The 14547-nt window shown below is 62.3% G+C and carries 10 protein-coding genes and 1 tRNA gene; all 11 read left to right on the top strand.

Annotation, left to right across the window (positions count from 1 at the left end; translation table 11 throughout):
- Positions 1–77, top strand: a tRNA-Gln gene (locus tag WD767_03530).
- A 184-nt stretch (positions 78–261) separates the two neighbouring features.
- On the top strand, positions 262–1695 hold the full coding sequence (locus WD767_03525) for a cytochrome ubiquinol oxidase subunit I (protein ID MEX2615146.1): 1434 nt from the start codon (positions 262–264) through the stop codon (positions 1693–1695).
- A gap of 4 nt (positions 1696–1699) precedes the next feature.
- Positions 1700–2704 (top strand): cytochrome d ubiquinol oxidase subunit II, encoded by a 1005-nt coding sequence (gene cydB, locus WD767_03520; protein ID MEX2615145.1) that lies wholly within the window; start codon positions 1700–1702, stop codon positions 2702–2704.
- Between the two features lie 247 nt (positions 2705–2951).
- Positions 2952–5372, top strand: a complete 2421-nt coding sequence (locus WD767_03515) for an ATP-binding protein (protein MEX2615144.1) — start codon at positions 2952–2954, stop codon at positions 5370–5372.
- Complete coding sequence (locus WD767_03510) at positions 5369–6208, top strand: universal stress protein (protein MEX2615143.1); 840 nt, start codon at positions 5369–5371, stop codon at positions 6206–6208. The genes WD767_03515 and WD767_03510 overlap by 4 nt, the downstream gene beginning before the upstream one ends.
- 495 nt (positions 6209–6703) lie before the next feature.
- Positions 6704–6955: a hypothetical protein gene (locus tag WD767_03505; protein ID MEX2615142.1), complete on the top strand. Its 252-nt coding sequence runs from the start codon at positions 6704–6706 to the stop codon at positions 6953–6955.
- Positions 6956–7062: 107 nt separating this feature from the next.
- The gene (locus WD767_03500) at positions 7063–7581 is read left to right on the top strand and encodes an RNA polymerase sigma factor (GenBank protein MEX2615141.1); all 519 of its coding nucleotides are present in this window, start codon (positions 7063–7065) and stop codon (positions 7579–7581) included.
- A gap of 125 nt (positions 7582–7706) precedes the next feature.
- Positions 7707–8735 carry a FecR family protein gene (locus WD767_03495; protein ID MEX2615140.1) on the top strand — a complete coding sequence of 343 codons (1029 nt, stop codon included), beginning with the start codon at positions 7707–7709 and terminating at the stop codon, positions 8733–8735.
- A gap of 151 nt (positions 8736–8886) precedes the next feature.
- Positions 8887–11442 (top strand): TonB-dependent receptor, encoded by a 2556-nt coding sequence (locus WD767_03490; protein MEX2615139.1) that lies wholly within the window; start codon positions 8887–8889, stop codon positions 11440–11442.
- 81 nt (positions 11443–11523) lie between these two features.
- Positions 11524–12732, top strand: coding sequence for a hypothetical protein (locus WD767_03485; protein MEX2615138.1), 1209 nt, complete (start codon positions 11524–11526; stop codon positions 12730–12732).
- A gap of 54 nt (positions 12733–12786) precedes the next feature.
- A complete protein-coding gene (locus WD767_03480) occupies positions 12787–14394 on the top strand; it encodes a PepSY-associated TM helix domain-containing protein (protein MEX2615137.1) in 1608 nt (535 codons plus the stop codon).
- Positions 14395–14547: the final 153 nt, after the last annotated feature.

Genomic DNA, 14547 nt, shown 5'->3' with positions numbered 1-14547 from the left:
TGGGGCGTAGCCAAGCGGCCTAAGGCACCAGGTTTTGATCCTGGCATACGGAGGTTCGAATCCTCCCGCCCCAGCCAAACCACGATCGTTTGCGCCTATCCTGCCGCAACGTCCAAATCCGCAAGCGTGACGGTTTGAACCGCCCCGGGAGGGCCATAAACGGAACAGAAGCACTGTAAAAGCGTTGATGGACCGGGGCGGCAGGTAAACTGGCCTGCACTCAAAATTCCCGGCGCTTCCGGATGAGACGGGTCCGGGCAGATGGAGAGGACACCAGTGCCTGAATTCCCCGATGCATTAATTCTGGCGCGTTTCCAGTTCGCCTTCACGATTTCAGCGCACATAATCTTTCCGGCCTTTTCAATCGGGCTCGCAAGCTACCTCGCGGTGCTGGAAGGCCTGTGGCTCTGGCGCCGGGACGAAAGATACCTGGCGGCGTTCCATTACTGGAAGATTATCTTCGCCATCGTCTTCGGCATGGGCGTCGTCTCCGGTATCGTCATGAGCTATCAGTTAGGCACCAACTGGAGCGTCTTCTCCGACAGGACCGGCCCGATTCTTGGGCCGCTGTTGGGCTATGAGATACTCTCGGCGTTTTTCCTCGAAGCAGGTTTTCTCGGCGTGATGCTGTTCGGTTTGAATCGCGTCGGGCCCGGGCTGCACTTCTTCGCGACCCTGATGGTCGCCGCCGGGACACTCTTCTCCGCGTTCTGGATCCTCGCGGTCAATTCGTGGATGCATACACCGGTCGGTTTTGCCATCAATGACGCTGGCCAGTTCGTCCCCGACGACTGGTGGGTTGTCATCTTCAATCCCTCCTTCCCTTACCGCTTCGTCCACATGGTGCTGGCCGCCTATCTCACGACCGCCCTTGTGGTTGGCGGCGTCGGCGGCTGGCATCTCCTGCGCACGCCGGAGGATCGCGGAGCGCGGATCATGTTTTCGATGGCGATGTGGATGGCGCTGATTGTGGCGCCGCTTCAGGTTGTCGCCGGCGATTTACACGGGCTGAATACGCTTGAACATCAGCCGGCGAAGGTGGCGGCCATGGAAGGTCATTACGAGACGCAAAAGGGAGCACCGCTGATTCTCCTTGGCCTGCCCGACGACGAAGCAGCGGAGATGCGCCATACGCTGGAGATACCCCGGCTTGGCTCCATGATCCTGACGCATTCGTGGGACGGCGAGGTTCAGGGCCTCAAGTCCTGGCCCAGGGAGGACCGTCCGCCCGCAGAGATCCTGTTCTGGAGTTTCCGGATCATGGTCGGCCTGGGGTTCGCCATGGTGGGCCTTGGACTATGGAGTGCATGGGCGCGGTTCCGGCGCCGCCTCTACGACGCGAAACGACTGCAGCGCGCCGCTGTCATCATGGCGCCCTCGGGCTTCGCGGCCGTCCTGGCGGGCTGGGTCACGACCGAAGTAGGGCGGCAACCCTGGACCGTGTACGGACTGCTCAGAACGGCCGATTCCGTATCGTCGCACGACGCGCCGGCCGTCGGCGCGTCTCTCATCGCCTTCATTCTCGTCTACCTTACCGTCTTTGGCGCAGGGACGTTATACATATTGCGGCTGATGTCGAAGCGACCCGACGACGAGCTGGACGAAGTCCTCGGTCCGATCCGGTCGGCGGGAATTACACCCGCACCTTCGGTCGACCCGGACCGGACGATAAATCCCGCCAAGCGAGAAAGCTGAGCCTATGGAATTCGACCTTCCCTTCATCTGGGCCGCGCTGATCGCCTTCGCTGTTCTTGCCTATGTTATCCTGGACGGCTTCGATCTCGGCATTGGCGTGCTGTTCCCGCTTTTCAGGAGCGAGCAAAATCGCGATCTCGCGATGAATTCCGTGGCGCCCGTCTGGGACGGAAACGAGACCTGGCTCGTGTTTGGCGGTGGCGGGCTTTACGCCGTTTTTCCGCTCGCCTACGCCACTATCCTGCCCGCGCTCTATGCGCCGATAATCGCCATGCTGATCGGTCTCATCTTCCGCGGCGTCGCTTTCGAGTACCGCTGGCGCACAAAACGCGGCAAATTTCTCTGGGACTGGGGCTTTGCAGGCGGCTCGTTCGTCGCTGCTTTCGCCCAGGGGATCACCCTCGGCGCCCTGGTGGAGGGCATTGAGGTTGTCGACCGAGCCTATGCCGGCGGCTGGTGGGACTGGCTGACGCCGTTCAGCCTGTTCACCGGCATCGCGCTCGTCATCGGTTACGCGCTGCTCGGTGCGACCTGGCTGGTCATGAAGACGGCGGGCGACCTGCAGGACCGCGCGCGGAAATTTGCCTGGATAACGGGGGTTGCCACGCTCGTTCTGATTGCGGCGGTTAGCCTTGCGACGCCGTTCCTGAACCCGGCCTATTTTGAACGCTGGTTCGCGTGGCCGACGGTCTTGTTCAGCCTGGTTGTCCCGGCACTGGTTATCGGTTGCGCCTGGGCGCTTTTTCGTGGCCTTGCCGACAATCGCGATGCACAGCCCTTCCTGGCAGCACTGGGTCTCTTCTTCCTTTGCTATGCGGGTATCGGGATCAGTTTCTATCCCTACATCGTGCCGACCAGCGTCACGATCTGGCAGGCTGCCGCCCCCGACAGCAGCCTTTTGTTCCTGCTTGTCGGCGCCGCGATTCTTATCCCGATAATCCTTATCTATACCGCTCACAATTACTGGGTATTCCGTGGCAAGGTCGATCCTTCGGAGGGATATCATTGACGCCTTTCGCCCGTCGCCTCCTGTGGTTTATCGTTCTCTGGGTCGCGGGGGTCCTTGCCCTGGGCATCGCCGGATATATTATCAGGCTGATGTTCCTTGTCTGAATGCGGAACTATCGCGACACCGGTCCGTTGGTCGGTGCGTATGGTTTCGGCACGACCGGCCTTCCCCGGAGGTTGAGCCAGATCAAAGCGCCGGAGCGTGGTGTCGACTAAAAAATATGAAGCTGCGATCAAAGGAAACGCCCATGCAACCGGAACCGATATCAGCGAATATTCTCAGCCGCCGAACCGATCCTGCCATGTTCACCTTCAAATCGACGGAGGAACTGGACGAATCGCAAGCCTGGTTCGGCCAGTCCCGCGCGGTGGACGCAGTCCGGTTCGGCATCGGCATGAAGCGCGCCGGTTTCAACCTGTTCGCCCTCGGATCCAGCGGGTCGGGCAAACACAGGCTCGTCCGGAAATTTATCGACGAACAGGCGGCGACAGAACCAGCCCCGGACGACTGGTGCTATATCCAGAACTTCGCGGAACCCTACAAGCCGATCGCGCTCAACCTGCCCTCCGGCCGAGGCATGCCTTTCCAGAAGGACATGGATCGCCTTATCGAGGAGTTGAAAACGACCATACCCGCCACTTTCGAAAGCGACGATACCCGGTCGCGCTTCGAGTCGCTGGGCGAGGAATTCAACGAGCGCAGCGAAAAGGCGTTCGGCGCGCTTCAGGAAAAGGCGCGGGAAAAATCCATCGCGCTGATCCGTACACCGGTCGGCATGGCGCTGGCGCCGATGCGCGACGGCGAGGTGCTGGGCCCCGAGGCATTCCAGAAACTGCCCGAAGACGAACAGAAGCGCATTCAGGCGGATATAAATGTCCTGCAGGAAGAATTGCAGGCCATCCTTCGCGAGGTGCCTCGGTGGGGCAAGGAGCACCGCGATCGGGTACGCGCCCTGGGAAAGGAAATCACCCTGTCCGCCGTCAGCAACATTATCGGTGAACTGCGGCAGAAATATCAGGATATCCCGGCGGTAATTTCCCACCTGGATGCGGTCGAGCAGGACATTGTCGAAAATGCCGGCGATTTCCTTTCCGCTCTGCAGGAGAGTCCACCGGATGCCGCCGCCCAGCCGGACGGCGCCAAAGGGCCCCCTTCGTTCCAGCGCTATGAAGTCAACCTGCTGCGGAACCATGCCGGCGACCGGACGGGTGCGCCGGTCATTTACGAAAACCATCCGACGCATGGCAATCTGCTGGGACGGGTTGAATACATCGCCCAGTTCGGCGCGCTGAGCACGAATTTCACGCTGATCAAGCCGGGCGCCCTGCACCGGGCAAACGGCGGCTATCTGATTCTGGATGCGCTGAAGGTGCTGATGCAGCCCTTTGCCTGGGAGGAACTGAAGCGAACCATCAAGGCGCAGGAAATCCGGATCGAAAGCCCCGGCCAGGCGATGGGACTGATCAGCACGGTTTCCCTTGAGCCCGAACCGATCCCCCTGAACGTCAAGGTGATTCTTCTGGGCGACCGCCGCCTCTATTACATGCTCGCGGCGCTGGATCCGGAATTTCCGGAAATATTCAAGGTCGCTGTCGATATCGAAGAGGAAATCGACCGGACACCGGAAACGACAGATCTGTTCGCGCAGTTCGTGGCGGGGATCGCAAGGCAGGAATCCCTCAAACCGCTTGACGCCGGCGCGGTCGCCCGGGTCGTCGATCATGCCGTCCGTCTGGCGGGAGACGCCGAAAAGATATCCTGCCACACGCAAAGCATTACCGATGTCCTTTGCGAAGCCGATTACCGGGCCGGTCAGTCGGGCAAGGCGATTGTAACGGCGGCGGATATTCAACAGACCATCGACGCGCAGATCCATCGCGCCGACAGGGTCCGCGAACGCACCCAGGAGGCGATCCGGCGCGGCACCATTCTGATCGATACGAAGGGCGCGCGCGCCGGGCAGGTCAACGCGCTTTCCGTCCTGCAGCTTGGCGGATTCGCCTTTGGCCAGCCATCGCGCATTACCGCCAGCGTGCAGCTTGGCAAGGGCGACGTGATCGATATCGAACGGCAGGTCGAACTCGGCGGACCGCTGCATTCGAAAGGCGTGCTGATTCTGTCCGGCTTTCTTGGCGAACGGTTCGGCCTGACGCGGCCGCTCGCGCTGAAGGCCAGCCTGGTCTTCGAACAGTCCTATGGCGGCGTCGACGGCGACAGCGCCTCTTCGGCGGAGCTCTACGCCCTGCTTTCGGCCCTCGCGGATACGCCGATCCGGCAGGGTTTCGCGGTGACAGGGTCGGTCAACCAGCACGGCCAGGTGCAGGCCATCGGCGGCGTGAACGAAAAAATCGAGGGATTCTTCGATGTTTGCCGGCAGGGCGGGCTGACCGGCGACCAGGGCGTAATGATCCCGGCGTCGAACGTGAAGCACCTGATGCTGCGGCACGATGTGGTGCAGGCCGCGACAGACGGCAAATTCCGGATTTTCCCTGTCGAGACGATCGATCAGGGTATGGAAATACTGACCGGGGTTCCGGCGGGCGCGCGGGACGACTCCGGCGAATATCCGGCCGACACCATCAATGGCCGCATAGAACGGAAGCTTGAGACACTGTCCGACGTGGTCCGGAAGTTCAACGCGAAAGCCAATTCGGAGAGCGACAGATGACCGAACGCGGCATACTGGTCAGCCGGATCCTGGTGGCGCTCGATTCCGGTACGACCGTGTCGGCGGGCCTGGAGGTCGCCGCGGAACTGGCCGGACGGTTGCGCGCGGAACTGCAGGGGCTGTTTGTCGAGGATGGCGATCTGTTGCAGGTCGCCGCCCTGCCGTTCACGACCCAGGTGAACCTTATGACGGGCGGCAGCCTGCCGCTCGAATCCGCCGACCTGGAACTGCAGATGGCCCGGCTTGCCAGCGCCGCGCGGCGCCGCTTGTCGGCGGCGGCGGAACGCGGGCATGTTCCGTGGTCGTTCCGCATCGTCAGGGGGCGGATCGCGCAGGAGGTCGCGGCGGCCGCGGAAACGGTCGACCTGGTCATTGTCGAAGGCGGGCTGCATCGCGGACCGGTACTGGCGCGGCTCGGCCTGCCGGCCAGAACGACGATCCAGAACCTCCGGCGCCCGGTGCTGGTGCTGCGGGCCGGGCGCCACCTGACAGGCCCCGTTGCGGTCGTCTTCGATGGCACGGAAATCGGGGAAAAGGCGCTGCAATTGGCGGACATCCTCACGCCGGACAATAACGCGCTGACGATTCTGTTCCCCGAAGCCAATCCGGAAAACCGGCAGGCGCTCGAGGCCCGCGCCAGGGAACTTCTGGGCCCCGCCGGCAATGCGGCGCATTTCCGGACGCTCAGGGCCGCGTCGCTGCCGGCGCTTTGCGAGGCGGCGCACGGCCAGAAAGCCGGCCTCCTCGTTCTCGGCGCCGACAGCCCCCTGCTGCCGCGCAGCAATGCCGCGGAAATCCTCGATTCGCTGGACTGCCCGGTGCTGCTGGTGCGATAGCCGGATCGGGCCCCGGTTGTAGAATCAGAGCATCCAGAAGGAGGCTTGGTGGTGGACGCAGTCTGGTGCGAACCCGTCTCCGCATGAGTTTCCCTGTTAAACAGGGAACATACAGGGAAATTTTCCCTGGATACGGGATCAGGGAAATGGTCTATCGATATCAGGCAGGGTTTGCGCACAGCAGGGAATTAAAAGATCGCCATTGTAGTTTCAAATCAGGGGCTTGCTGTCATCTCAAATTGCCGTAACAGGTTGCGGCCTAGCTGTGTCTACCTCCAACGTTACATATCCGGGTTTCCGGAGAATTTGGGAGAGGAGTTCGACAGTCCGTTCACTCGCCTGGACTGGGTCAGCCGCGACCGATATCCAGTGGCATGGCGCACCGGAAAATAGTTCCGCCTCTATCGCAGCCTGTCGCTGGCCGAGGCCTTGAAGACCGTCGAAACCGACGGCCTCCTGCATCCCCTATAGAACCGCCGCCGCATCGCTCACCGGATGATTACGGGACGGGCGGCCAATGAGCTCGACCTGCTGCCGGACGGATCGACCATTGCCGAATTGCTCGCCGATTACGACGTGGCGAGGAAGCAGACGCGGGCGTGCATGACGGCCATCAACCACCCGCGCGAAACCCGGATTACCGACAATCGAACCAGCACTGAGATACCGGTCGTCTTCGCTGTGGAGACCGAATCTTCCTGCTCGACACGCAGATTTATCATTGCGAATGGATTGCATTCGCAGTAGCGTGCCTGCCAGATCGAAACGGTCGGTACCTCCGATAGCGACGTTGAGGACGCGAGCAGAGAAGGCGGCGCGTCGAAGGGTTGCCGGGATAATGACGGGATGGACGAATGGGAGCCTCGGGACAGAACCTCGCAGTGGAGGAGCTTTACCTCCGGCATCACGCGGCACTGCGGCGGTTCCTGGCGCGCATGCTCCGCTGCGAGGAGACGGCGGCCGAGGTGGCGCAGGAAGCCTGGCTGCGCCTGATCCGCTTGGCGCCGGGACGTACCGTGGACGAGCCCCGCGCCTACCTGTTCCAGGTGGCGGCGAACGCCGCCCGCGACCGCATGGCGCGCGACCGCACGAGCACGTCGGTTATCGACGGCGGCCCGGTGCCCGAGGTGGCGCCGTGCGCCGAACCCGATGCCGAAACCGCAGCGATTGCGCGGGAGCGCCTGTCGCTGCTCGCCGATGCCGTGGACGAGCTGACCCCGCGCTGCCGCGAGGTCTTCTTGATGAGCCGGCTCGACGGGCTCACCAATGGCGAGATCGCCGCACGGCTCGGCATCTCCCGCAACATGGTGGAAAAGCACATCATCCGCGCCATGCTGCACTGCCGCCGTCGCCTCGACGCCGCCGGAAAATAATTGCATCTTCCCTGTCAGGAGTCGCCGCCTTCAGGCAGTCTATGGTAATGTAAGACGGGCTGGCGCCCCTCCGGGCTTCGGGCCCTGGGGTGGTCCGGCATGCGAATGGTTGGCAAAACGGCAGGATGATGAGGTCGAGGAACCGTTCCGCGAAGACCGGCCCCTGCGACGAGGCGCGCGTCGAGGAGGCGACCGCATGGTTCGTGCGCATGACGTCGGACCTCGTCACCGAAGCGGACCGCCGGGCCTTCCGCGCCTGGATCGACCGCGACCCTGCTCACCGCGCGGCCTATACCGAGGCCGAGGCGCTGTGGGGCGCGATAGGCGGCATCCCGGACCCGCGGCTCGGCTTCGGCGCCGAGGGCTATCCCTCCGGCGAGCGGGTCCGGCGCGAGGTGAAGGTCCGTCCGCGTCAGCGTCGCCGCTTGCGCCATGCCGCGGCCGCCGCCTCGCTCCTGCTTGCCGCTGTCGTCGGCCTGTGGTTCGTCGGCGGCACGGATAGCCTACGCGCCGACCATGCGACCGCGGTGGGCGAGACGAGGGAAATCACGCTCGCCGACGGCTCGGTCGTTCATCTCAACACCGACACGGCGATCACGGTCGATCTGAGCGACGACTGCCGCTGCGTCGGGCTATTGCGCGGCGAGGCGTTCTTCACCGTGGCGCCCGAACCGAAGCGCCCGTTCCGGGTGGCGGCCGGCGGCGGCGCGTCGCAGGCGCTTGGCACCGCCTTCAACGTGCGCGAGGCGGGCGAGACCGTCACCGTGGCCGTTGCCGAGGGACGGGTCCGCGTGACCGGCGAACTCGCCGCATCCGGAGAGGCAGGCAGGGTCACGCTCGCGGCCGGCGAAACGGCGCGCTACGCCGCCGCGGGCGGCATCGAGACGGGGCGCGCCGACGTGGGCCTGCTGACCGCCTGGCGCCAGGGGCGGCTGGTCTTCGCCGACAGGCGCCTTCGCGACGTGGTGGCGGCGCTCGACCGTTACCGCCCCGGCGCCATCCTGTTTCTCGATTCGAGTATAGCCGACGAGCGCTTCACCGGCGTGTTCGGGCTCGGCGACACGGACCGGGCGCTCGCCGCCATCGAGGCGGCCCTGCCCATCGATGTGGTGCGCGTCACGCCCTGGCTCACCCTGCTCCGCGCCCGCGGCTGAGGCGGCGCTCGCGCGGCGTCTCGGGCCTTTTTTCGCTCCCTCGCAAAGTTTTTTCGCTTTCGGAGATCAGGAGTCCGGCCCCTCGACCGGTCTAACCCTGTGAAACCGACGCGGAGGCGGGCCTGCCGCCACGCGCTGCGGGGCGAAATCGATGAGAGGACTGAAGCTGATGAGCGGACAAGCGAACACGGGCGACAACGGGATCGGCGCGTGCAAAGACGCCTTCCGGCGCCGGTCTCACTCACTGCTGGCGGGGGTCTCGCTTCTGGCGCTGGCCGCAGCGCCGGCCTTGGCCGAGGATTGGCAGCAGCGCCTGCGCAACATGGAAACCGGGGCGGCTCCGTCCTTCGATCTCGGCCCCATCCAGATCGCCCAGGTCACCATGGCCGAGTCGCGCCGGTTCGACATCCCGGCAGGCGATTTGCAATCGGCGCTGCTCGCCTTCTCTCAGACCGTCGATCTGCAGCTTCTCTACCCGGCAGAAATGACGGCCGGACTTGCGACCCAAGGCGTGCAAGGAGAATACACGCCTGAAGAGGCCTTGCGGCGCCTGCTCGACGGCACCGGCATGACCTATCGTTACGCAAGCGCCGACGCGGTGACGATTGAGCGCGCCGCCGGACGCCCCGATCCGAAATGGCTCAGGCCAGTGATCGTGACGCCCAAGCGCGTGGGGGAGGCGGACGACCCCGAACGTTATGACCGGATCGATCCGATATCCCGGCTGACGCGGGAGCAGTTCGGGGATCTCCCGAATGATCGTCGCCTTAGCGATGTTATGGACCGCATGCCTGGGGTGTTCTTCCGCGGGCCGGTCGGAGTCAATCGCGATATCAAGTTCCGGGGGCTGGATAAGGGATTCAACCGTTTCGAACTCGACGGAATCCAGCTTCCAGGCGTTTCCGGCGAGCGCGACTTCCGCGTCAACCGGCTGTCTCCTCTGGAAATCGACGTCATCGAGATTCTCAGAAATCCCGGAGCCTCCTACGAAGGCGACGGTATTGCCGGACGGATAGAGGCGACTTCCCGGCCGATCCCGGATGAACTGAAGTTCGAACTCGAAGCGCTCGGAGGAGGCGTCGATACCCTCGATGGTTCGTTCCGACAGTTTCGAGCCGCCGTTGGAGATCGTCCGAACGAGAACTACGGATACAACATATTCATCGATCAGGCCCGAACACCCCGCGAGAAAGACAAGACCAAGACCACGTTCGATGCGGCGAACGCCTTTAAGGAGCAGGAAATCGAGGATGAAACGGTCATCGAAGACAGCTTGAATCTAAGCGGTCAACTGGCTGTGTATCTCGGCGACGATACTTTCCGGCTGAAGCCGAAGATTAACATCCAGGAAAGCGCGAAGGACAAGCGAAAGGACAAGATAAAGCCGGGCAAGGACGTGGAGACGGAATTCGAAACAGGATCGAGCGACGACATGACCGCGGGAGCCACGCTGGAGCATGAACGCAAGTTCAACGGCGGGGTGCTTCTAAAGTCTGATTTGAGCGGGTTCCTCACGACGGAGGACGCAGACAAGCTGAAGCGCGTCTTCAAGGGAAACACATTCGATAAACAGGAAGAGGAGGTTTCCGAGCTCGACGACTATCAGGTGCAGCTGCGTTCGTCGGCAAGAATCCCGATTGACTACATTCTGCCCCAGGATTTCCACACGGGCTTTCAGCTCCGGAACAGGGTTCGTGACCAGGGCAAAACAAAGGTCGAAACCAAGGCGGACGGAACGGTCACCGACAAGACCGAACCAGGTGACAGCTTTACTGTGGATGAGCGCCTTTATGCGGGATTCATCGAATCCGAGCTCTTTTTTTCCGACAACACCAGCATTAAGCCGGGAGTTCGCGTGGAGACTCTGCAGCGATTGTCGGAAGCGTCCGGAAGTCCGAACAGTTCCACTATCCGCACCGATGTTCTGCCGTCCTTGCAGTTCCGTCATTCGCTGGACCAGAACACCGTCGTCAAGGCGGCGGTCTCGAAGAAGCTCAATCGGCCGAAGTTCGAAGAGGTTGTTCCCTTTAGCAAGGAAAAAGGAGACAGGTTCGAGGTCGGTAATCCTGATGTGCAACCGGCGGAGGCGTGGAACTTCGATCTCGAGGTAACCCATGCCACGAAATCTTATCTTTTCTCTGCGCTGCTCTTTCGCAAAGAGATATCGAACGTCATAGATATCACGAAAACAAACGAGAAAAAGAATGGCAAGGACGTATTTCAGGTCGAGAATGTCGGCGACGGGTGGGTTCACGGACTCGAGCTGGAACAGCGGATCAACATGCAGGTGTTTAACGGGAACCTGGACGGTCTCGTTCTATGGGCAAATGAGGGCATCTACGACTCGGAGCTGACACTCGATGACACAGGAGAGAAGCAGCCCTTCGCCGAACAGCGCAAATTTCTGCTGAACGCCGGCGCTGACTATCAGTTCCCGGACAAACGAACCAAACTGAATATCGCCGCGAAATATCTTGGCAGTCTGACCAAGGTAAAAGCTGTCGACGAGCGCGAAGTCGAAGACTCGCGTCTGCTCATCGATGTCGGCCTCCGCCACACCGTAACACCGAACATTACCGTTACATTCGATGTGATCAACGTATTCGATCCAGATCAGGACAAGAACCTTTTCAAGGGAACGGACACAACATTCGACTCCGAAACCTCCGGTCGCGTCTTTTTCCTGGGGTTACAGGCGAAGTTTTGATCGGACAGGACCCTCTCCGGAACTCGCCGCCCAGCTTGGGGCGAGGCGCCTCGGAGACCGTACAGCAAAGGACATGAAGCCATGAAGACAGGTGCGTTCACAAACAGGTTGGCGATGATCGCTTTTCTGCTCCCGGTTGCGTTGCCACCGGCGGCGGCGCTGGCGATGCCGAACAACCCCATACTCCTCGCTCACCGGGACGAGAGGCTCGAAGACGCAGTCGAGGCCGCGGAGCCAAGCGCCCGCAGCCGCTTCCAGGCATCCCAGATCTACGCGCAGGTCGGGCACAAATTCGTGGTGTTGGGCCATGGGGACGAAGGGCGCGACCTGATCAATCGTGCGGAGGCCCTGGCGGAAACAATCGATGTGCCGCTGCTGCGCGATGAAGCGCTTGCCCACCTGGCGAATGAAATCGCGTCCACGGATCGATTCGAACGGGCTTTGGCGGTCCATGCGCACATTGAGGATATCGAGATTCGGACCAAGCTTGGCTGGAAGCTTGTCAACAAGCTGGGCAAGGCGAGCGATATCGCCGCGGCCCGATCGATGTTGGCGAGGATGATCGATGAAGTCCTGCCGATAGAGGACGACCTGGAGCTACGAGCGGAGCTTCTTGCCGGAACCGGGGCGAACCATCGCTTTACCGAGCCCAGCGAAGGCGTACCGTTCGTTTATGAAGCTTACGGTATCGCGCAGGCGCTGTCCGATCCGTACGAACGCGGCCTGTTCTTCAACGAGATCGGCGCCAACCTCATGGATGTGGGACACACGGAGCGCGCACGGCGCGTGTTTGAGCGCTCCCGCGATCTTATCAACAAGATCGGGAATCCGCTCAATCGCGCCCGGTTTTTGGCCATGCTGGGAGGTGAGCAGGCGGAAAAAGGAGACCGTGACGCCGCTGCAAGCGATCTGGAGCTGGGAGTCGAGGCCGCGCTTCGTGTGCCGGCGGGCGAAGATCGCAACGACGTCCTCAGTGAAATCGCTCGTAACTTCGGTCAGAGCTATCGCTTCGAGCGCGGGATCGAAGTCGCCGATGCGATTGCCGATCCTTACCACCGGGCCGAGGGCTATATTCGGATCGCAAAAAACATGCATCGGCAGAAACGGGGGGAGGATGCGCTCGCACTACTCGACCGAACCGAGGCGCTGACAGGCGAGATCGTCGATCCGTACCGGCGCGGCATCGTCCTGCGCAAACTCGCCTCCGAGTGGATATCCCTCGACATGCGGGACCGGGCTGTCGCGGCCCTGCGGGCGGCGTTGGCGGCGGCAAGGCGGCTCGATGGCTGAGAGTAACTGCGCGCGGCTTGCTTCTCACCGAAGGCGCGACGGCGGGTGCTGGCAATGAAGGCGCGCGCCGTCGGGATCGCCTATCGATGGCACCGCGTGCTCGGTGGCGTTCTCGCAGCAATCGTGTTCACGCTCAGCCTGAGTGGCGCGATGAGCGTATTCAAGGATGATCTTGAGACATGGACGCTTGCCGCCAGGATTACCTGCGATTCGGCGACTGTACGGACGCCGGAACACGCAATGCGCCTGTTCGAGACGTTAGCGGACAGCTCATGGAGCGCGCGACGCCTGGAGTTGCATGACGAATGTCCGGGCCCAACCTTGCGCCTCAAGGATGGCAGAATTTTTGCGGTCGGCACCGACGGTGTCCCGATCCGGATCGACGGGATGGGCGGCATTGCGGATTTCCTCGTCAACTACCATACACGCCTGTTTCTGGGACGTGAGGGCCGTTGGCTCGTCGGCATTCTCGGCATCGGTATGTTGGGGTCGTTGGTCACTGGGGTGATCGTCCACCACAAGATACTTCGACAGTTGTTCAGCCTCCGCTTGGGCCGCAGCCTGCGGCTTCTTCTGTCCGATCTCCACAAACTGCTGGGATCATGGACGTTGCCGTTCACGGCGGTCATCGCGATTACAGGGATATGGCTTGGCGTCGCCAATCTCTTCGTGAACGATGAGGCGCTGATTCGGGCGGCAGCCGCAAAAGCGCCGGTGCCGGCGGGTCTGTTTCGGTTCGATTCATCACAAGGCAACGGAACATCACGTCCGAACCTTGACAGGCTAGTCGTGCGGGCGCGCAGCCTGCTGCCGGGTTTCGAGCCGGTCTTCATCGATTTTCGCGACATCGACGGGGCGCCTGCCTTTACTGTTGCCGGCAACCTTCGAGGCGCGCTGTTCCGTCGCCATGTCGGCGGCGCGGTCTTTGACGATCGGGGACGCGCGCTGGCTCGCCATGCACCGGGGGATCTTTCGTCTGCGGTTCGACTGCATTTCGCGGCAGCGCCGCTGCATTTTGGGGATTTTTCCGGGATCGGAGTCCGGGTTCTTTATGCGGTATCGGGGCTGTTTGCGGCAGCGCTTGTGGCCGTCGGCGCCAGCCTTCGCTGGGAGCGCTTCCGATATCAGGAACCGGATACCGGGATACCGGTGGGCGATCGCGTGACCGGCGGCGCCATGGCAGGTAGCTACGTAGCGACACTTGCACTTCCGGCGCTGGCGGTTAGCACTGGCCTTGGCCCTTCCTTCGCAGGGGGCATGCGGTTGGGCCAGATATTCGATGGCTCAGCGGCGCCGGTGCTTGGCGCCTTCCTCGGTTTATGGATGCTAAGTGCGCTCGGCTTTGGGCTGGCGCGATCGCCGCGTTCGATGTGGCGGGCAGCCTTGCTCTGCGGCGCCGGTCTCTTCGCTGGCGCGGTTGCCATCGCCGCTTGGCCTATGTCCGCCGTAACGGGCGGTTTCGCCTCGCAAGGCGGAATGTTTCATGAGGTGACATTGGTTCTTGGCGGGCTGGCAGCGCTTCAGTTGCTTGCCGCCCTGAGCTTGATGCGCGCCGTTAGGCGCCAGCAGCCGGCACAGTTGAGGTGGGGCGTTCGCCGCGCCTTGGGGAACTCGCGCACCACCGCTCTATTCCGACACAATCGTGAGAACTCAGAGCGATGAGCCATATCGGACGCACCACTTTAGCCTCTTTCCTTCTCCTTCTTGGTGTTTCAACGACGGGAGCCTTAGCCGTTGAGGGCGCCGTGCGTATCGAGCTCAACAAGCTGGAGCCGAACGGCGCGGCGTGCCGGGCCTATCTGGTGCTGGAGAACG

The organism is Alphaproteobacteria bacterium (genome assembly GCA_040905865.1).
Classification (GTDB): Bacteria; Pseudomonadota; Alphaproteobacteria; order UBA8366.
This window is presented reverse-complemented; position numbering and strand designations above follow the sequence as displayed.

What these genes read in the sequence shown, in the direction of transcription:
- WD767_03485 (MEX2615138.1), top strand. Translation starts at nt 11,524, where the DNA reads ATGAAGACAGGTGCGTTCACAAACAGGTTGGCGATGATCGCTTTTCTG.
- cydB (MEX2615145.1), top strand. Translation starts at nt 1,700, where the DNA reads ATGGAATTCGACCTTCCCTTCATCTGGGCCGCGCTGATCGCCTTCGCT.
- WD767_03525 (MEX2615146.1), top strand. Translation starts at nt 262, where the DNA reads ATGGAGAGGACACCAGTGCCTGAATTCCCCGATGCATTAATTCTGGCG.
- WD767_03495 (MEX2615140.1), top strand. Translation starts at nt 7,707, where the DNA reads ATGATGAGGTCGAGGAACCGTTCCGCGAAGACCGGCCCCTGCGACGAG.
- WD767_03515 (MEX2615144.1), top strand. Translation starts at nt 2,952, where the DNA reads ATGCAACCGGAACCGATATCAGCGAATATTCTCAGCCGCCGAACCGAT.
- WD767_03480 (MEX2615137.1), top strand. Translation starts at nt 12,787, where the DNA reads ATGAAGGCGCGCGCCGTCGGGATCGCCTATCGATGGCACCGCGTGCTC.
- WD767_03505 (MEX2615142.1), top strand. Translation starts at nt 6,704, where the DNA reads ATGATTACGGGACGGGCGGCCAATGAGCTCGACCTGCTGCCGGACGGA.
- WD767_03490 (MEX2615139.1), top strand. Translation starts at nt 8,887, where the DNA reads ATGAGAGGACTGAAGCTGATGAGCGGACAAGCGAACACGGGCGACAAC.
- WD767_03510 (MEX2615143.1), top strand. Translation starts at nt 5,369, where the DNA reads ATGACCGAACGCGGCATACTGGTCAGCCGGATCCTGGTGGCGCTCGAT.
- WD767_03500 (MEX2615141.1), top strand. Translation starts at nt 7,063, where the DNA reads ATGGGAGCCTCGGGACAGAACCTCGCAGTGGAGGAGCTTTACCTCCGG.